This window comes from Parvibaculum indicum (assembly GCF_011762095.1).
GTDB classification, from domain to species: domain Bacteria; phylum Pseudomonadota; class Alphaproteobacteria; order Parvibaculales; family Parvibaculaceae; genus Parvibaculum; species Parvibaculum indicum.
Genome location: NZ_JAASQO010000009.1, coordinates 26,156 through 44,169, shown reverse-complemented (window position 1 = coordinate 44,169; position 18,014 = coordinate 26,156). Strand labels below are relative to the sequence as shown.

The 18,014-nt window shown below is 63.4% G+C and carries 18 protein-coding genes; 11 read left to right on the top strand and 7 right to left on the bottom strand.

Annotation, left to right across the window (positions count from 1 at the left end):
- Nucleotides 1-25: 25 nt before the first annotated feature.
- Nucleotides 26-556 (bottom strand): methylated-DNA--[protein]-cysteine S-methyltransferase, encoded by a 531-nt coding sequence (locus FHS78_RS19605; RefSeq protein WP_167094553.1) that lies wholly within the window; start codon nucleotides 554-556, stop codon nucleotides 26-28.
- Nucleotides 553-2,070, bottom strand: a complete 1,518-nt coding sequence (locus FHS78_RS11940) for a DNA-3-methyladenine glycosylase 2 (protein ID WP_167094551.1) — start codon at nucleotides 2,068-2,070, stop codon at nucleotides 553-555. The genes FHS78_RS19605 and FHS78_RS11940 overlap by 4 nt, the downstream gene beginning before the upstream one ends.
- A gap of 204 nt (nucleotides 2,071-2,274) precedes the next feature.
- On the opposite strand from FHS78_RS11940, the gene FHS78_RS11935 reads away from it, so the two are divergent.
- The 4 genes from FHS78_RS11935 to FHS78_RS11920 all read left to right on the top strand — a co-directional run bounded on the left by FHS78_RS11935 (nucleotide 2,275) and on the right by FHS78_RS11920 (nucleotide 6,284).
- Entirely contained in the window at nucleotides 2,275-3,588 is a 1,314-nt protein-coding gene (locus FHS78_RS11935) for a spinster family MFS transporter (RefSeq protein WP_167094549.1), read from the top strand.
- Between the two features lie 164 nt (nucleotides 3,589-3,752).
- Entirely contained in the window at nucleotides 3,753-4,163 is a 411-nt protein-coding gene (locus FHS78_RS11930) for a group III truncated hemoglobin (protein ID WP_167094547.1), read from the top strand.
- A gap of 77 nt (nucleotides 4,164-4,240) precedes the next feature.
- Nucleotides 4,241-5,242 carry a zinc-dependent alcohol dehydrogenase family protein gene (locus FHS78_RS11925; RefSeq protein WP_167094747.1) on the top strand — a complete coding sequence of 334 codons (1,002 nt, stop codon included), beginning with the start codon at nucleotides 4,241-4,243 and terminating at the stop codon, nucleotides 5,240-5,242.
- A 73-nt stretch (nucleotides 5,243-5,315) separates the two neighbouring features.
- Nucleotides 5,316-6,284, top strand: coding sequence for a PstS family phosphate ABC transporter substrate-binding protein (locus FHS78_RS11920; RefSeq protein ID WP_167094545.1), 969 nt, complete (start codon nucleotides 5,316-5,318; stop codon nucleotides 6,282-6,284).
- 317 nt (nucleotides 6,285-6,601) lie between these two features.
- On the opposite strand, the gene FHS78_RS11915 is transcribed toward FHS78_RS11920, so the two are convergent.
- On the bottom strand, nucleotides 6,602-7,978 hold the full coding sequence (locus FHS78_RS11915) for an OprO/OprP family phosphate-selective porin (RefSeq protein WP_167094543.1): 1,377 nt from the start codon (nucleotides 7,976-7,978) through the stop codon (nucleotides 6,602-6,604).
- A 528-nt stretch (nucleotides 7,979-8,506) separates the two neighbouring features.
- Here FHS78_RS11915 and FHS78_RS11910 point away from each other — a divergent pair.
- Nucleotides 8,507-9,187, top strand: a complete 681-nt coding sequence (locus tag FHS78_RS11910) for a Crp/Fnr family transcriptional regulator (protein ID WP_167094541.1) — start codon at nucleotides 8,507-8,509, stop codon at nucleotides 9,185-9,187.
- Between the two features lie 28 nt (nucleotides 9,188-9,215).
- Nucleotides 9,216-9,881: a PAQR family membrane homeostasis protein TrhA gene (trhA, locus tag FHS78_RS11905; RefSeq protein ID WP_167094539.1), complete on the top strand. Its 666-nt coding sequence runs from the start codon at nucleotides 9,216-9,218 to the stop codon at nucleotides 9,879-9,881.
- A gap of 85 nt (nucleotides 9,882-9,966) precedes the next feature.
- Here trhA and FHS78_RS11900 read toward each other — a convergent pair whose 3' ends face one another.
- The 3 genes from FHS78_RS11900 to FHS78_RS11890 all read right to left on the bottom strand — a co-directional run bounded on the left by FHS78_RS11900 (nucleotide 9,967) and on the right by FHS78_RS11890 (nucleotide 12,073).
- Entirely contained in the window at nucleotides 9,967-10,464 is a 498-nt protein-coding gene (locus FHS78_RS11900) for a YHS domain-containing (seleno)protein (RefSeq protein ID WP_167094537.1), read from the bottom strand.
- 222 nt (nucleotides 10,465-10,686) lie between these two features.
- Nucleotides 10,687-11,547 carry a cysteine hydrolase family protein gene (locus FHS78_RS11895; protein ID WP_167094535.1) on the bottom strand — a complete coding sequence of 287 codons (861 nt, stop codon included), beginning with the start codon at nucleotides 11,545-11,547 and terminating at the stop codon, nucleotides 10,687-10,689.
- Nucleotides 11,548-11,608: 61 nt separating this feature from the next.
- On the bottom strand, nucleotides 11,609-12,073 hold the full coding sequence (locus tag FHS78_RS11890) for a nuclear transport factor 2 family protein (RefSeq protein WP_167094533.1): 465 nt from the start codon (nucleotides 12,071-12,073) through the stop codon (nucleotides 11,609-11,611).
- Between the two features lie 205 nt (nucleotides 12,074-12,278).
- Here FHS78_RS11890 and FHS78_RS11885 point away from each other — a divergent pair, with 205 nt between their 5' ends.
- The 5 genes from FHS78_RS11885 to FHS78_RS11865 all read left to right on the top strand — a co-directional run bounded on the left by FHS78_RS11885 (nucleotide 12,279) and on the right by FHS78_RS11865 (nucleotide 15,209).
- On the top strand, nucleotides 12,279-12,839 hold the full coding sequence (locus FHS78_RS11885) for a TetR/AcrR family transcriptional regulator (protein ID WP_167094531.1): 561 nt from the start codon (nucleotides 12,279-12,281) through the stop codon (nucleotides 12,837-12,839).
- Between the two features lie 80 nt (nucleotides 12,840-12,919).
- Nucleotides 12,920-13,450: a flavin reductase family protein gene (locus tag FHS78_RS11880; protein ID WP_167094529.1), complete on the top strand. Its 531-nt coding sequence runs from the start codon at nucleotides 12,920-12,922 to the stop codon at nucleotides 13,448-13,450.
- Nucleotides 13,451-13,608: 158 nt separating this feature from the next.
- Nucleotides 13,609-14,013 carry a GFA family protein gene (locus tag FHS78_RS11875; protein WP_167094527.1) on the top strand — a complete coding sequence of 135 codons (405 nt, stop codon included), beginning with the start codon at nucleotides 13,609-13,611 and terminating at the stop codon, nucleotides 14,011-14,013.
- 211 nt (nucleotides 14,014-14,224) lie between these two features.
- Entirely contained in the window at nucleotides 14,225-14,875 is a 651-nt protein-coding gene (locus FHS78_RS11870) for a hypothetical protein (protein WP_167094525.1), read from the top strand.
- Between the two features lie 109 nt (nucleotides 14,876-14,984).
- A complete protein-coding gene (locus tag FHS78_RS11865) occupies nucleotides 14,985-15,209 on the top strand; it encodes a hypothetical protein (RefSeq protein ID WP_167094523.1) in 225 nt (74 codons plus the stop codon).
- Between the two features lie 18 nt (nucleotides 15,210-15,227).
- Here the strand turns inward: FHS78_RS11865 and FHS78_RS11860 are convergent, their stop codons facing one another.
- Nucleotides 15,228-18,008 carry an autotransporter outer membrane beta-barrel domain-containing protein gene (locus FHS78_RS11860; protein ID WP_167094521.1) on the bottom strand — a complete coding sequence of 927 codons (2,781 nt, stop codon included), beginning with the start codon at nucleotides 18,006-18,008 and terminating at the stop codon, nucleotides 15,228-15,230.
- Between the last annotated feature and the right edge of the window lie 6 nt (nucleotides 18,009-18,014).

The following is an 18,014-nucleotide window of genomic DNA, read 5'->3' as shown; positions in this document are numbered from 1 at the left end:
TGACGATAAGGAGAGTCTAGCGGAATCAGAGCGGAAGCAACATCTCTCCGTTCAAAGATTTTTTTGTGTCTTCATGGGCGAGCAGCCATTGTTTCGTCTCAATTCCACCGCCGAAGCCGGTGAGCTTGCCATTGGCGCCGATGACGCGATGACAGGGGACGATGACGGGCACCGGGTTCTGCCCGTTGGCGAGCCCCACCGCGCGCACCGCTTTCGGATTGCCGATCTGCCGGGCGATGTCGCCATAGCTGCGCGTTTCGCCGAAGGGGATGGTGAGAAGCGCCGACCAGACGCTGCGCTGGAAATCCGTGCCCTGCATGTCGAGCGCGATGTCTGAGAATTCCTTTCGCGTGCCGGCGAAATAATCCGCAAGCGCCTTGCGCGTCTCGGCGAGATGTCGGCGCGCCTTGGCGCTGCCTTCCTTTTTCGGCCATGCCGTTTCCTTGTTCGGGAAAAGCAGCACGCACAGGCCGCGATCCGTGGCGGCGGCGCGCATCTTTCCGACCGGCGTGTCGATGAATGCGGTGGCAAGGGAGGTATCCTGGGGGAGTTTCATGCCGCATCCTCCTTCTGGAAGGGGTCGGGAATTTGCCACAGCGCCATGGCGGCATATCCGCGCCAGGGCCGCCAATGCGCCGCGCGCGCCAGCATGGCGGCGTCGCTGACCGGGGTGCCGTTTCCGGCGATCTTGCGCAATACGAGGTCGCCCGCCGGAAAGGCGTCCGGTTCGCCAAGGGCGCGCAGGGCGATGTATTGCGCGGTCCAGTCGCCGATGCCGGGGAGTTCCTTCAGCCGGGCGATGGTTTCGTCCGGCCCGGTGCCCGCCGCGCCATCGACTGAAAGGTCGATCCGCCCGTCGGCTTCCGCGGCGGAAAGAGCCGCGATGGTTTTCATGCGCGCGCCGGTGAGCCCGAGGCCGGAAAGATCGCCCCTCGCCAGCGTGGCGGGGTCGGGAAAAAGAAGCGTGACGGGGCCGTCCGCCCCCTCAAGCGTTTCGCCATGCGTGGCGGCGAGCCGCCCGGCAAGCGTGGTGGCGTCCTTCACCGAGACCTGCTGGCCGAGGATGGCGCGGATGGCGAGTTCATGGCCGTCGAAGGCGCCGGGGATGCGCAGGCCCGGCGCGGTGGCAAGGCGCGGACCCGTGAGATCGTCGCCCGCCAGCGCCTGTCCGATGGCGTCGGGGTCGGCATCGAGATCGAAAAGACGCTTGAGCCGCGCGACGACCATGCGCAGGGGCAACGGGCCGCGCAGCATATGGATGCGTATGGCGAGCGACCGCCGCGAGGGATCGTCGCTCGCTTCGATAAGGCCCGCCGCCTCGCCGAGACGGAAGCTGCGCATATAGCGCTCGCCGCTCACCGCCTCCACGCCGGGAATGGCGCGGGCGGCGAGATAGGCGAGCAGGCGCGGAAAATCGTAAGGCGCGCGATAACCGAGCCGGAGCGCGATGCTGCCGTCTTCGTCGCGGGCGGGCGCGTTTGCCTTGCGCAGCGCACCGGGCGAATTGCCATAGGCGGAGCGGATCGCCCCGTTGAAGCGCCGGAGACTTCGATAGCCTGCCGCATGGGCGATGTCGGCCATCGGAAGCTGCGTTTCGGTCAGCAATTGTTTGGCGGTGAGAAGGCGGCGATTGGCGGCGACGGCCTGGGGCGTGGCGCCGAGCTGGGTGACGAAGAGGCGCCGCAAATGCCGCCCGCCAAGGCCGAGACGGGCGGCGAAGGTCTCGATGTCCTCATGGTCGAGCGCGCCCGCCTCGATGAGGCGCAGCGCCCGGGTGACGGTGGCCTGTGTGCCCGTCCAGGCAGGCGCGCCGGGCGCGGCCTCGGGGCGGCAGCGCAGGCAGGAGCGGAACCCCGCCGCTTCCGCCGCCGCCGCGCTCGACACGAAAACGCATTGCTTGCGCCCCGGCGTCGGCGCGGGGCAGACGGGGCGGCAATAGATGCCGGTGGAACGCACGCAGGTGAAGAAGCGTCCGTCGAACCGGGCATCGCGCGCCGTCACCGCGCGGTAGCACAGCTCCTCGTCGAGCAGGGGCGTCGTCTCGCCTTTGATGTGCGGCTGTTTTTCCATGTCCCCAATCTAGCGCGAAAGGCCGGGTCCGGCTCGCCAAATCCGGACATGGTCGCGGCGGGGCGGAATGCCCCGGCGGAACGCCGGAGGTGACGCCTGCGTCACGATGGATACGGGCATCTTGCCGAAACGGGAGGCGCTGTTAGGCTCGCTGCAACAGGGAATTGCCCGGTCCACGGGCAGGAGGAACTTCGGGAGGAAAATATGGAAGCTCGGCCGAGCGCGGACAGCGCGACCGAGGCACAGGGGTTTACGCCCCCGTACCGGACCTACGTTCTCGTTATTCTGACGATGGTCTACACGATCAATTATGTAGACCGGCAGATCCTTTCCATTCTGCTGCAGCCGATCAAGGAAGAACTCCTGCTGACGGATACGCAGCTCGGCTTCATCTCCGGCATCGCCTTTGCGATCTTCTATGCGACGCTGGGCATTCCGATCGCCATGCTGGCCGACCGCTGGAACAGGCGGAACGTCATCACCATTGCGCTGACGCTCTTCTCCGGTTTCACCGCGGCCTGCGCGGGCGTGACGAGTTTTTTCCAGCTCGCCGCCATGCGCATCGGCGTGGCGGTGGGCGAGGCGGGATCGAGCCCGCCCTCGCATTCCATGATCGCGGATATGTACCCGCCGGAAAAACGCGGCGCGGCGCTGGGCGTTTTTTCGCTCGGCGTGAATATCGGCATCCTGATCGGCTTCCTGATCGGCGGCTGGGTGTCGCAATGGTTCGGCTGGCGCGCGGCCTTTCTGGTGGTCGGGCTTCCCGGCCTGCTGATGGCCGTTCTCGTGCGGTTCAGCGTCAAGGAGCCCATTCGCGGGCATTCCGAGGCGATGGTCGACAGCGGCACCGCGCCGGGCGTGATGGAAGTGTTCGGCTTCCTCTGGGGCCAGCGTTCCTTCCGCCATATCGCCTTCGGCGCGGCGCTGGCGGCCTTTGTCGGCTATGGCGCGGTGGTGTGGCTGCCGGCGTTCCTGGCGCGCTCCTTCGAGCTCAACCAGGGCGTGATCGGCACCTCGCTCGCGCTCATCATCGGCATTTCGGGCGGGCTCGGCACCTATATGGGCGGCTGGCTCGGCGACCGTTTCGGCAAGAAGGACATTCGCTGGAACCTCTGGATCATCGCGATCATCTGGTTCGCCGTCGCGCCGTTCAACGTGGCGCTCTACCTCTCCGGCGACCCGGTCTGGGCGCTGGGGCTTTTCGTCATCCCCGCCTTTGCGGGCGCGGCCTATCTGGCGCCGATCCTGTCCATGACGCAGTCGCTGGTGACGCTGCGCATGCGCTCGGTCGCCTCGGCGATCCTGCTCTTCATCCTGAACATTATCGGGCTGGGGCTGGGTCCGCAGACGGTCGGCTTTCTGAGCGACGCGCTGCATGCGGAGTTCGGCGTCGAATCGCTGCGCTATGCGCTTCTCATCACCTCCTTTGTCGGGCTGTGGGGCGCGCTGCATTTCGTGCTCGGCGCCCGCACCCTGAAGGAAGACATCGAACGCGCCAGGGTCTACGGCCAGGTCTGACGGGACCGGCTGGCGAGGGGGCGGGTGCCATGCGCGCCCGCCCTTTTTCATATCCGAATATCCGACTGGAGCAGTGCGGGATTTTGCCGCGTTGTCAGGGCCGGATGCGGGGGCCTATCTAGAAAGCGGACAATTTCCGGCCGCATTCCGCATGAGGAGCAGAGATGACGCAGGGCGACAAGACGGCGACCGACGAGGCGGAGATCGAAACGCTGGTCCGCACCTTTTACGGGCGTCTCCGCGAGGACGACATGCTGGGCCCGGTTTTCGCGCGCGTGATCGGCGAGGACTGGGAACCGCATCTGTTGAAGATGATGGATTTCTGGTCCTCCGCCATGCTGAAAACCGGCCGCTATCATGGCCGCCCCATGCCCGCCCATATGCGGCTGAAGGATGTGACGCCCGCCCATTTCGACCGCTGGCTGGCGCTGTTCGGCCGGACCGTGGACGAGGTCTGTGCCGCCGAAGCCGCCCCCGCCTTCAAGGAACGCGCGCACCGCATCGCCGGCAGCCTGCAGCTCGGCATGTTCTTCAACCCCGCGACGGCGGAGGGCCGTGCCCGCGCGGCGGACTGACCCCTCCCGGAAATTCCCTCTTCGTGAAATCATGAAGGTGGAAAAGGAGTGCCGCCATGCCTGACTTGCCCGAAACCATGCGCGCCATGGTGATGGATGCGCCCAATACGCCGCTGCGCCTGGCCGAACTCCCCGTGCCGCGGCCCGGCCCGGGCGAGGTGCTGGTGAAGGTCGCGGCCTGCGGCGTCTGCCGGACCGACCTGCATGTGGTGGATGGCGAACTCACCGAACCGAATCTGCCGCTCGTTCCCGGCCATGAAATCGTCGGCCATGTCGCCGCCACGGGCGACGGCGTGACGGGGGTCGACGTGGGAAAGCTCGTCGGCATTCCCTGGCTCGGCTGGACCTGCGGCGAATGCCGCTATTGTCGCAAGGGGCAGGAGAACCTGTGCGAGAGGGCACTCTTCACCGGCTATACGCGCGACGGCGGCTATGCCGAATATACGGTGGCCGATGCGCGCTATTGCTTCCCGCTGACGGGGGCGCCCGATCCGGCGGAAGCCGCGCCGCTCCTCTGTGCCGGGCTCATCGGCTACCGCTCGCTGCGCATGGCACGGCCGAGCATAGAGGGGAAGGGCGACATTCTCGGCATTTACGGTTTCGGCGCCGCCGCGCATATCGTGGCGCAGGTGGCGAAGGCGGAAGGCTGGCGGCTTTTCGCCTTCGTGAAACCGGGCGACGAGGCGGCCATCGACTTTGCGAAATCGCTGGGCGCGGAATGGGCGGGCGGCTCGGACGAGACGCCGCCGGAACTGCTCGACGCGGCGATCATCTATGCGCCCGCCGGCCCGCTCGTCCCCGCCGCGCTCAAAGCCACCGCGCCGGGCGGCCGCGTCGTCTGCGCGGGCATTTACATGTCGGAAATCCCGGCCTTCTCCTACGACATTCTGTGGCGGGAGCGCTCCATCCATTCCGTCGCGAACCTCACCCGCGCCGATGGCGAGGAATTCCTGGCCCTCGCGCCGCAAGTGCCGGTGACGACGACGGTGGAACGGATGAAGCTCGAAGAGGCGAACGAGGCGCTGGCCCGCCTGCGCGACGGCCGGCTGACCGGCGCGGCGGTGCTGACCATGGCGTGATCTTCATGCCGCGGTCACATTGCCTGTCGTAGGATGGGCGGATTGTTCCGTTCGCCTGAAAGACGCCCGTTCCATGAGCCGATTCTCCAGATCCCGCCTGACTGCGATCCTGCTGGCCGGAACCGTGCTCGCATCGAGCCTGCCCGCCTCGGCGACCATCATCGACGATCGCTACAAGCCCTATCGCGCCGCGTCGGACATTGGCGGCGATCTGCGCGTCGAAGGCTCGCCCGCGCTTCGCAAATATGTGCTGCTCTGGTCGGAAGCGCTGATGGCGACCTATAAGGGCGTGAGGGCGACAAGCCGCTTCGACGGCGATGCGAGCGCCGTTTCCGCGCTGGCCGATGGCGATATCGACATCGCCGCCATGTCACGCGAAATGACGGCGGCGGAAGAGAGCCGGTTCCGCGACAAGCATGGCTATGCGCCGACGCAGGTGCGTGTCGGCGTCGATGTGCTGACCGTCTTCGTCCACAAGGACAATCCGCTCGACTGCCTGTCCATGTCGAAACTCCGCGAGGCGTTCAGCGCGCCGACGGTGACATGGGGCGATCTCGGCGCGACGGGCGTTTGGGCGGCAAGGCCGGTCCTGCGGCTGGGCTATCCGTCCGGATCGAGCGAGGCCGAATTCTTCGCCGCGAAGGCGATGGACGGCGCATCCTTCTCGACGGGCGTCGAAACCTTCGACAAATCCTCGGAGGTGGTCGACGGGATCGGAAAGAACGAAGGGGCCATCGGCTATGCGCCGGTCGGCTACCGCACGGGCCGCGAAAAATCGCTGCGGCTGTCCACCGATGGCGGCGAATGCATTCTCGCCAACCAGATGAATGCCTATCGCCGCGACTTCCCGATCACGCGCTTTCTCTACATGTATGTGGACAAGGCGCCCGATGCGCCGTTATCCGCGCCGGTCCGGGAATTCTTCACCTATGCCTTTTCGCTGGACGGGCAGAAGGACGCCGCGCTCGCAGGCTATTACCCGCTGCCTTACGTCTATTCGGGTCAGGAAATCGAACGGCTCGGCCTGAAGCGGCTGGATTGACGAAATCGCCGTGTCGTTCCGACATTCGAGCCGGTACCGAATTTTCATGCCGGAGATGACGTCATGCCGGGCTTGACCCGGCATCCACAGGGCGCAGGCGAAAGGCGCGAAAACAGTATGGACCCCGGATCAGGTCCGGGGTGACGGGTTTGTTGCGCTTGATGAAGACGACCGGATGCTCCGTGTTCGTCGCGGTGTCATGGCCGATGCGTGACGCCCGAGCGCGCCTTCCGTCATGTCCCGGTCCTCTTTGAGCATAAAAATGCCCCGGCGGTGACCCGCCGGGGCATCGTCTGACTTATCCTGCGAGGATCAGATCAGAACTTGAACTGCGTGCGCAGCGCGACGGCCTCGAAACCGGCGTCGTTACCGGCCCCGTCTTCAAGATCGACGATCTGGTAGTTCGCCTTGAAGGCGATGTTCTTGTTCGGATACCAGTTCAGGCCGAACGTCCAGATCTTCTGCTGCAGCGCATCGCCACTGTCGAACGCCGTACCGGCCACGTCCGAGAGGTCGGTGTCGGAGTAGCGCACGGCCGCTTCGAAGGCGCCCGAGCCGCTGCCGGCAAGGTCGAACGGATTGGCCGGGGACACGCCCTTCATGCCGCCTTCGCCGTCGAACTTGTAGCTTTCGCCGGTGATGAGCCAGGCCGCTTCCGCATACCAGGCGTCGAAGTCGTAATCCGAACCGGTGTCGCGGTTGACCTTGTACCAGTAGTACTCGGCCGAGGCGCGGAACGGACCGGCGGCGAGCGTCAGGTCGGGACCGTAGCCATAAACGTCGTCGACACTCGTGATGTTGTTCATCGTCAGGAGACGACCGGCATCCAGGCGAAGTTCCTGACGGTCGCGGAAGCGGAACGAGCCGTCGCTGTTGTACTTCCAGGCACCCGAGGCACCGACCTGCATGGACAGCGTGTCGCCGAGCGGCTGAACGAAGGCGATACGGCCGAGGAGGTTTTCGCCGCCGTCGAGGTCGCCTTCATTGTCGCCGACTTCGCCCCAGGTCTGGGACACGGCAAGGAAGAGCTGCTCGCCTTCATAGGTCACGCCGAGCATCTGACGAGAGGAACCGCCGCCGATGGAGGCCATCAGCGTGGCGGCCGTCGGATCTTCCAGGAAGGTCACGTCGTTCGACGACACGGAGTCGGCGAAGGTGAGCTTCGGCTTCGAGGCGCCCCAGGTGATGCCGACATTGTCGATACCGGCATAGGTGAGCGAGGCCTCGTGGAGCGCCGGGCCGCTGCTGTCGTCGGAACCGCCGAAGTCGAAGATCAGCGCATATTTCCAGTCGTTCCAGACATGGCCCTTCACACCGAAACGGGCGCGGCGGAAGTTGATGTCGTCGTCACGGCCACCGATATTCTCGATGCCCTGGTCGACGTTGAAATACGAGCCGGCGTCCATGTGGAAGCGGCCGCGGAAGTCGAGCTTGAAGGAACCGTCGGCGGAGCGGAAGCCCGGGCGACCGTTCTTGAACGTGGTGATCACATCGCCTTTGCGGGATTCAAGATCCTTGATCTTGTTGCCGTAGTTGATTGCAAGGTCGTCGACCTTCTGCTGCAGATCGTTGATCTGCTGCTTCAGGGCATCGACATCGCCACAGCAATCCTTCGAGCCGGCCTGGGCCGGAACGGCGAGGAATGCGGCGGCACCAAGCGCGGTGCCCGCAAGCAGAATATTGCGCAACGTCATGAGACGTCTCCGTGTTTAATGGGTCATTCTGATCAGGATTGCGCGCCGCGGCCGTGCCGCCTAACGCCCCCCATGCCCGTCGCTAATAAGGGGCCTATGTGACGGTTCCTTACGGGTTTTATGACCGACAGATGACATGAGGCGGGTGTTGCTTTCCGGCATGGGGCCGGCGTCGCTCCTCCCCCGGCCCGGCCGCGCTTTCGGGCCGGAAATCGCCGATTTCGGTCGAAAGGAAGGGGAGGCGGGATGTGCGGCAGGAATGCAACTATCGTGAGCGATTTTGAGAAAGGCGCCGCGGGGCGCGTTTTATCGGCGCGGCCGGAGCCGTCTTTGCAGCCTGCGTCAAAGATGCAAGTCTTGGGCAGTGATATATCTCCTTTGAGATGAATCGCGGACCCGCCCGAGCGGGGGTCCGGGACCGAAAGAAATATGTGCCCGCCTCTGCGGCCGAGATTGAAGAAGCAGACCTTGACGCCACAGCCGCCCCGAAACTGCCGGTCCTGTCCGGTTCGCAAACAGGCGCTTTTCATGCCGCTCGACCATGAGGAACTGGAGGCGATCCAGTCCGTCAGGACGGGAAGCCGCCATGTCCGGGCGGGCGAGGTCATTCTCGATCACGAGACCGACGGCGAAGAATGCATGACGCTGTTTTCGGGATGGGCCATGCGCCAGCGGGCGCTGGAAAGCGGCAAGGTGCAGATCACGTCGTTTCTCATGGCGGGCAGTTTCATCGATGCCGGGTTCGAGCTTGCCAATGGCGACGGCTACTCCATCGAGGCGATTACGGATGTCGAGCTGTGCCTGTTTTCCGCCGCCGATCTGAAGAAGCGGTTCGGCGCGAACGCCGTGCTGTCGCGTGCCCTTGCAACGCTGGCGCAATCGGAAGAGGCTTTGCTGTTCGAGCATATGACGGATATCGGCCGTCGCAGCGCAATGGAACGCCTGGCTCATTTTCTGCTCGAAACCTATACGCGCCAGAAAATGCTGGGCATGGCCGGAAACGACTATTGCCCCTTTCCGCTCCGCCAGCACCATCTCGCCGATGCGATGGGGCTTTCCTTCGAGCATGTGAACCGCATGCTGAAGGAACTGAAGGAGAAGGGGTGGGTCGCCATCTCGGGCGGCCGTCTCTACATCATGGATTTCGCGAGCCTGGGCCGGTATTGCGATTTCGACGACAGCTATCTGAGGCCCCGGCCGATCTTTTGACCGTTCGAGAGGAAAGGAAAGCGTAGACATGAGTGCCGCCGAGACGCCCTCCGTCAGAACCCCGGCCCGCGCCGAGCTGCGCGCGGACGCCGTCATTCACGTGCTGGGCGTGGGCGCGAGCGTGGCAGGCGGCGTCTGGCTGATCGCCTCGACGGCGATGCAGGGCAGCGCCACGCTGGTGACGGGCGTCGTCATCTATGCGCTGTCGCTTTGCGCCGCGCTCGCCTTTTCCGCGCTCTACAACACGGTCTCCCATGCCCGGGCCAAGGACATCTTGCGCCGTTTCGACCATTCGGCGATCTTCCTGCTCATCGCAGGCACCTATTCGCCCTTCATGCTGGCCGGTATCGCCGATCCCTGGGTGGCGACGGTCTATGCGTTTCTGCTGACGGCGGCGGCGGCGGGCATCACCATCAAATTCGCCATGCCGCGGCGCTTCGACCGGCTGGCGATCCTGCTCTATCTCGCCATGGGCTGGAGCGGGGCGCTCATTCTGGGGCCGCTGTCGGAGGTCATGAACGCGCATGTGCTGACGCTCATCGCGATCGGCGGGGCGCTCTATTCGGTTGGCGTTCTCTTTCATATATGGGAAAGGCTGCCTTTCCAGAACGCGATCTGGCACGCCTTCGTGCTTGCCGCCGCCATCTGCCATTTCGGCGCGGTGACGGCCTTTGCGCAGGGGCAGCTTCTTTAAGGGAGCGTCGCGAAAGACAAAACGGGCGGCGCCAGTGAAAGCGCCGCCCGTTGCATGTCGATGAGGCCGGCCGGGCCGTGCGGTATCAGCCGCCATTGACCTCGGAAACGGCGACATGGTGCATGCCCGGCCAGTTCTTCCTGGCCTTGACGAGCGTACCGGTCTTGTCTTCCTTGTATTTCTCGAACGCCACTTCGTTCAGGAAGAGATAGAGCTTGCCGTCGACGATGTCGGCGAAATGCGGATTGGCGTCGAGCTTCTTGCCGATGGCGACGCCGAAGGCGCAGAAGCCGCCATATTGCGGCATGTAGCGGTCCGGGTCCGCCGCGAACTGCTTCATCGTTTCCTTCGACGAGAAATAATAGGCGACGCCGTCGCGTTCCACGGTGAACTTCGCGCGGCCGGGCGTGACGTCGAGGCCGGTCGCGAGCGCCACCGCGTCGTCGCCGCGAAGCGCGATGCCCGCATTGGTGAGCGTCGTGCCGGTCGAAACATTGTATTCGTCGACCGCGAAGGCGGCGCTGGAGGCGAAGACGGCACCGGCGAGCGTGGCCGTGGCGATCAGGGTGTTGATGGTCTTCATGTCTTTGGTCCTTTCGATGTGCCTTATGGCATGTTGAGAAGTGTCTTGGGCCCGCGGGCGCGGGGTCTTCTTTGCCGGGTTTCGGCGATTTCGGCGCGCAGCCATCCGTAGACGGAGCGTGGACTGCGCATCCGAACCTCGTGGCCCCGCATATGCGCGACCTCTGTCTGTGGAAATCGGTGGACGCTTCGTCCCGAAGGGGGTTCCGCGCCGGATAGGGAACTATTCGTGCAGCGCGTCGATCATCCGGACCGCTTCATCGGTGCTCCAGACGGCGTTCGCCATCATGCGGAAATTGATAAGGGCGGCGAGATAGCCGTCGCCTTCCGGTACCTTGGCGCCTGCCGTGGCGTCGCGGACGACGGCGACCTCGAAGCCCTGCTCGATGAACTCGCGCATATGGCTTTCGACGCACAGATTGGCCGACATGCCGATGAGAATGACCTTATCCACCCCGAGCTTGCGGAGCTGAAGCGCGGCGTCATTCTGTTCGGGGCCATAGATCTTGTGCGGCGAGGTGATCACCGTTTCGCCGTCGAGGATGTGGGTCTTGTACTGGGGCATGAAGTCGGCGCCCGACCCCTCGAAGCCTTCAAGGTCGAGCGGGCCGGGGCGGTCGAACATGCCGAGAGCATGCATCACCTTTTCCAGCGCACCCTCGAATTTCCAGCGATGGTCGTGCGGATAGTAGAAGTGAGGCGAGACGACGACCGGCATGTCGGCGGCCTTGGCGCTGGCGAGCAGGCGTCCGATATTTTCCACCACATTGTGCTCGGTGACGCTTTCGCCGACCACGCTCCAGGTCACGCCGTCGGGGCTCAGAAAATCGATCTGCGGGTCGACCACGAGAAGCGCGGTGCGCCCCTTTTCCAGCCCCATCGTGGAGGCCGGAAGCGCCGGGTTGGACGGTTCGGCATAGGCGGGGTTCTGCGAGGCCTCCGCGGGCGTGCCCATCATGGCGACGAAGGCGGCGGTGAGTGCCAGCACGCCGACCAGCCCTGCAAAGCTGATGGCCAGGAAGAGCTTGCGGTCGAAGACATTGCCGTGGCGGTCGACATGGAAGTGGTGGTAGCGGGTTTTCATCTCTCTGCTCCTTGCGGTAAGGGGCCGCCCTTTCCGGTGACGGCCGGTTGGCGGTCGGGGGTCAAAGGCCGAGCTCGGAAAGGCCGGGGTGGTTTTCGGGGCGAACGCCGAGGGGCCAGCGGAACAGCCTGTCGGCTTCGGCGATGGGCAGGTCGTTGATCGAGGCGCGGCGCACCGCCATCAGCCCGTCGGGGGCGAACTCCCAGTTCTCGTTGCCATAGGCCCGGAACCACTGGCCCTCGGGCGTGACGGCCTCATAGGCGAAGCGCACGGCGATGCGCGCGCCGTCGAAGCTCCACAGCTCCTTGATGAGGCGGTAGTCGAGTTCGGTGAGCCATTTATGGGTCAGAAAGGCTTCGATTTCGGCGCGGCCCGTCAGGAACTCGCTGCGGTTCCGCCAGGCGCTGTCCGGCGTGTAGGCGGCGGCGACCCGGGCGGGGTCGCGGCTGTTCCAGGCATTCTCGGCGGCACGGACCTTCGCGATGGCGGATGCCCGGTCGAAGGGCGGGAAGGGGGCGCGGGACATGGCGGCTCTCCAAAATGAACTGATCTGTACACTTTCAACGCGAATGTGAACAGATCGGTACGTTTTGGCAAGCGGTTTTTTCCAGAAAAATTATGAGGAGTGCCTAAACCAGACCTAGTGCCTTGTTTATCAAAGATAAAAATTTGGCCCTTGAGGTCTGTTTGCGCGCTGAATATATACAGATCAGTACAGAATGAGAGGTCGAATGCGTCCCAGCAAGCGAGACGAACTGGTCCGGAAGGCCCTGAATATTTTCTACCGCGAAGGATTCCACGCCACCGGCATGGACCTTCTGTCGGGCGAAACCGGCATCTCCAAGACCACCATGTTCAAGCACTTCCACAGCAAGGACGAGCTGATCCTGGCCGTGCTCCGGCTGCGCGATCAGGACTTCCGGACATGGCTGTTCCGCCGGATGGCGGAGGCGGGCGAGCCCCGGGCCCAGCTGCTCGCCATGTTCGACGCGCTGGCGGAATGGTTCGCCAAACCCGATTTCCGCTCTTGCATGTTCATCAAGGCGGCGTCGGAATATCCCGACCCCGATCACCCCATTCATGTGCAGTCGGCCGAGCACAAGCGCATGTTGTTCAGGCAATTGCAGGCGATCGCGAGCGAGGCCGGCGCAAAGGATCCGGCGGGTCTGGCGCGCGCGCTTCTGTTGCTCAAGGAAGGGGCCATCGTCACGGCGCATCTGGGCCATGAGGCGGACCCGGCGGGCGATGCCAAGGCGATTGCGGAAAAGCTCATTTCCGCGGCGCTGGATTGAGTCTGCGCGCGCTGTAAGCTGCCTGCTGGATTTACGATCAGGCCGGCTGTGCCGAAGGGCCGCTTATCCGGGAGGCATCCATGAAGGCGTTTCCGCTCTCTTCCGTCTATCAGCTGCTGGAGCCGGGGCCGGTGGTGCTGCTCGCCACGGCTGAGCGCGGGCGGCCCAATGTGATGACCATGTCCTGGCACATGATGATGGAATTCACGCCGCCGCTGATCGCCTGCGTGGTGAGCGACGGCGATTACAGCTTCAAGGCGCTGAAGGCCACGCGTGAATGCGTCATCGCCATCCCGCCCGTGGAGATGGCGGAGACGGTCGTCGGGATCGGGAACTGCTCCGGACGGGATACCGACAAGTTCGAGAGTTTCGGCCTGAAGACGAAGCCGGCCGAAACGGTCGGCGCCCCGCTCATCGCCGGATGCATCGCCAATCTCGAATGCCGCGTCGTGGATACGCGGCTCGTGAACAAATACTGCCTCTTCGTGCTGGAAGCGGTGAAGGCCTGGCACGAGCCGAAGCGGAAAAACGCCAAGACCATCCACCACAGGGGCTATGGCCGCTTCGCCGTGGACGGCGACATCGTCACGCTGAAATCGAAAATGCCGTAAGCGCGCCGGGGCGCCGGAAAAATCCTCGGTCCTTGCCGTAGCGTCCTTGCGTCGTTGGGAAGGCGCTTGCGCGCTTGTCCTTTACGCCTGCCCGATCCGCCGTGAATAATGCTGCAAAACGAAAAGCAGGTTGCACGCGCGACCGAGGGAGGATCACGATGACGAAACTCAAAGGGCAATGCCTGTGCGGCCAGTTCTCCTATGAGAGCAGCGCCGAGCCCGTGGCGACCATGGTCTGCCACTGCAAGAACTGCCAGCGCCAGAGCGGTGCGGCCTTCTCCGTCAATGTCGTGGTGCCGTCGGACTCGCTGACGCTCAAGGGCGAGCTGAAGCGCTTCGACGACACGGCCGACAGCGGCAATACCGTGATGCGCGAGTTTTGCGCGGAATGCGGCTCGCCGATCTTTTCCAGGCTGGCGGCCAATCCAGCCATCGCGATCATCAAGGCGGGCACGCTCGACGACACCTCCATGGTGCAGCCGGGCGGCGAGGTCTGGTGCGACAGCAAGCAGGACTGGGTCGCGCCGATGACGGAAGCGCGCTTTCCCAGAAATCCGTCCTGACGATACCGCGTACCGAGGAGATATTCCGATGACGGATCATGTGACGGAACGATGGATTCATCGACTCAATCCGACTCTGCTGAGGGGCTCTTCGAAACGGACAGACTGATACCGCACTTCCACGCAAACTAAGGCACCGATGCGGTTTGGTGCTGTTCAAGCGGGAATGTTAGACCTTAGATTGTGTTTTCGGTCATTGACGGAGTCATTGATGGATAGTGTACTGAAATTTGTTCAGATTTTGTTTTATTTGACAGCGGGGTTTGTTGCAATACTGACTTACATAAAGGCAAAAAGCGGGCTTCTAAATACTATAAACACCGAATACCATAAAAAGGTAATTGATAGATTGTCAGCGCTTTCCGAGGACTTGTTTTCTGAATTTGACCACGAGAGTGATAACTACTGGGCGCGATCTGATTTGTCTGGCGAAATAATAAGCCGAATTCATGATCAGGTGGACAATTTAAAGCATGAGATAATTTCAAAGAAGGTGTCTGCTAGAGAAGTGTCTGGGATACCTATACCAGAGTTGTTGATAAAATTAGAGGCCCAGCTAAATAGAATACGAAGCGATCCCTTTATACCTAACAAAATTAGAGACATAACAGCTACTTACTTGAGTGACAGAGTTGAATCTCTTAGGGAAGCTGTAATGGAAGAATCAGAAAAATATTTGATTGGTCTTTCAGAGGGGAAATATTGGGAAAGCAAAGCTGAGAATAAGCACTGGTTCCATAATAACTTGATGGAAAACATAAGAGGTTCTGGATTTGGTGTTTTGGAAACTGAGAAACGCGTTACAGAAATACGTGATGCAATTCGTGAATATTTTGAATCTTACAATCCTATCGCAATGTAGGGTATTCGATCGATCGAAAAAACGCATCAGCCTCATGCTCATCGTCTGAAAATATCGATGCAGTATATCGATAGCATTTGCGGTGATGCGAGCGGGAAAAGTCCATACAGTGGCGGGTATTCTCGGCCAGAATACCGTGACCTATACCGAAGCGATGATGGCCATTCTGGAAGGCCAGGTGCAGGACGACCGGGTGAACCCCGACAGCACGGCCTATGCGGTGCTCGATCCCGGCTATATCGCCGATGCCGTCATCACCGCCATCGACACGCCCTGGGGCGTCTCGCTGGGCGACATCACGGTGCGCGCCGCGGGCGACGGATACATTCTCTGACGCCCCGGCCCATGCCGCTCAGAACGGCACGGTAATCGTGGCGCTGAGGCCCTGATCGAGAAAGCCGTCGCCGAACCGGCCGCCATAGGAAAGCCCGACGGCGATATCCGCGGCCAGGTTCGTGGCGGCGCCGAAATCGAACACGAACGCATCGCCCGCGACGGGCACGCCGGCGACGGTGAAGGCGGTGCTGCCGGAGGCGAAGGCGTGTCGCGTCGTGGGCACATGCCCGAAAGCGTGGCGCCAGCCGCCCGAGCCGGTAAGCCGGACCGTGCCTTGCCCCATCGAGACCCGATGCTCGCCGCGAAGCCCGAGGGTCGTGAAGGTCGCATGCGCGGTTTGCGACGACGCCGCCAGCGCGGCGGCGCCGCCGGTTTCGTCATAGGCGTCCGTCTTCAGATGCACATAGGCCAGCTTGACGAAGGGCTCGATGTCGGCGGTGTCGAAGCTGAGGCGATAGGCGGCCTCGCTGAAGACTTGCGCGGAGCGCGCGTTGTAATCCGCCGACAGGCTATTGGAAAAACCGCTGAAGGCGGCCATGCGGTCCGCGTCGATATCGTGCCAGGCATAGGAGCCGCCGGCGCTGAGCCCGACGCCGTTCCAGGAGCCGCCGCCATAGACGCCGAGATTCCAGGTCTGGACGGTGGCGGAGGAGGTGCGGTCGTCAACGTCGATACGAGAATCGGCATAACCGCCAAAGGCCCCCAGGCGGAAACGGTTCGCGACTTCCATGTCGCCACCGAAAAAGATCCCGCCGATGGAGCGGTCCAGTTCGGCGGCATTGCCGTCGCTGTCCCAGTCGGCCCAGGAACCGAAGCCGCGCGTCCAGAAGCCGTAAGGCTTGCCGGAAGCGTCGGCGTCGCCGAGGCGGTCCAGCGCGGCCTCGCGCGCAAAACGGCTGTCTTCCAGCAGCGCGGTTTTGACCGAGGCGTGAATCTCGCCGGAAAGCGCGTCCAGCGCGGCCCGGGCGTCGTGCGCCCCGCCGACAAGCCCGATCATCGCATCATAGACTGCATTGCCTGCGCCCAGCCCCGTCAGCGGCCCGGCGACGGCCCGCTGGTTCGGCGTCCTCGCAATGTCGGAGAAGAAAGCGGCGCGCTGCGAGTTCAGATAGACATTGCTGGCATCATAGGCGAGGACGAAGTCAAGAAAGACATAATCGTCCGTCGCCGTCGGGGAATCGAAGGTGCCCGTCACGCTGCCCGCCGTGACGATGGTGTAGGTGCCCGGCGCCGTATAGCTCGACCCGTCGTCGGTGCCGTTCTCCGGCGTCACATGCACCGTGCCGCCATCGATCGTGACCGTACCGCCGGCATTCAGCAGGTCGTTATTGGTGCCGGCGGTAAAGCCGCCGTCATTGAGTTCGACCTCGTAAACCGATCCGGTATTGAAGGTGGCATTCGTCACATTCAGCGTGCCGACGGAATTGCCCGGTGCGACGGTGGCGCCGGACCCCACATCGAGCGTGCCGCCCAGTATGCCATTGCCTCCGATCGTACCGCCGGTCAGGTCGAAAGTGCCGGTAAAGCCGGAGGAATCGCCGGAAAAGAGGGTTGTGCCCGCCTCGTGAAGGATCGTGCCATTGCCGGATATATCCGCGCCGAACCCATAGGCGGTGTCGGTATGGTTGAAAACGAGCGTTCCCGTGCCGTCGAGGAAGTCGAGTCTCGGCGTATTGACCGTGCCCGCGCCCATGGCCGTATCCCCCGACGCCGCGCCGATATTGAGCGTACCGGTAGCGCCGGCTCTGCTGCCCAGGATCGTCCAGTCGGCACCGACCGTGGCGCCGTCGGAAACGGTGAGCGTCCCGTTGCCGAAATAGCCGAGCGTGAGCGTGTTGGTATTCGTCCAGCTCGACCCGGCCCCGGTGACCACGGCCTCGCCGGTCACGCCGGCGCTAAAGCCGACAGAACCGGAGTCGCTGCCGACCGTCGCGCCATCGGCGATATCGATCGTACCGGCGCCGTCGAAGCCGACAATGATATTGTTCGTACTCGTCCAGCTCGAGCCCGCGCCAGTGACCGTCACGTCGCCGGTCGCACTGCTCTGCCGACCGATAATGCCCCCGTCGCTGGCGACCGTGCCGCCGGCTTCGATATCGAGCGTACCGGCGCCGCCATTGCCGATGGTCAATTCGCCTGAATTCGTCCAGCTCGATCCGGTGCCGGTCACCGTCGCGGTGCCGGTGGAACCGGCAAGGGTGGCGATGATGCCGTCCACGTTACCGACCGAACCGCCATCTGCGATATTGAGCGTGCCGGTGCCTTCGCCGCCGACGGTGAGATTGGTCGAATTCGTCCAGCTCGACCCCGCGCCGGTGATCGTCGCTTCCCCGGTCGCGAGGGCCCCATTGCCGATACGGCCCGAAGAACTGTCGACAGCGCCGCCATCTTCGATATTGAGCGCACCGCCGCCGTAAAGACCGACATCGAGAATGCCCGTATTGGTCCAGCTCGATCCCGTGCCGGTCACCGTCACCTCGCCGGTCGAGCCGTTGGCAAAGCCGACAGTGCCATTGAGGTTGTCGACCTCGCCGCCGTTCAGAATGTTCAGCGTGCCGGCGGAGGTGTTGCCGACCCTCAGATTGTCTCCCACATTCCAGGGACTGGGCTGCGTGCCGCCGCCCGCGCCATTGACCTCTTCCGTGGTGCCGCCGTCGATGACCTCATCCGCCTGCGCGGACGGGGCAACGACGCCGACAAGGGCGGTGGAGGCGATCAGCAATGTCCGCAGACGGCGGATACGCCCGTATCCGGCGAGAGAAAACAGGACGGACGCGGGTACGGACGAACGATACATTGGATC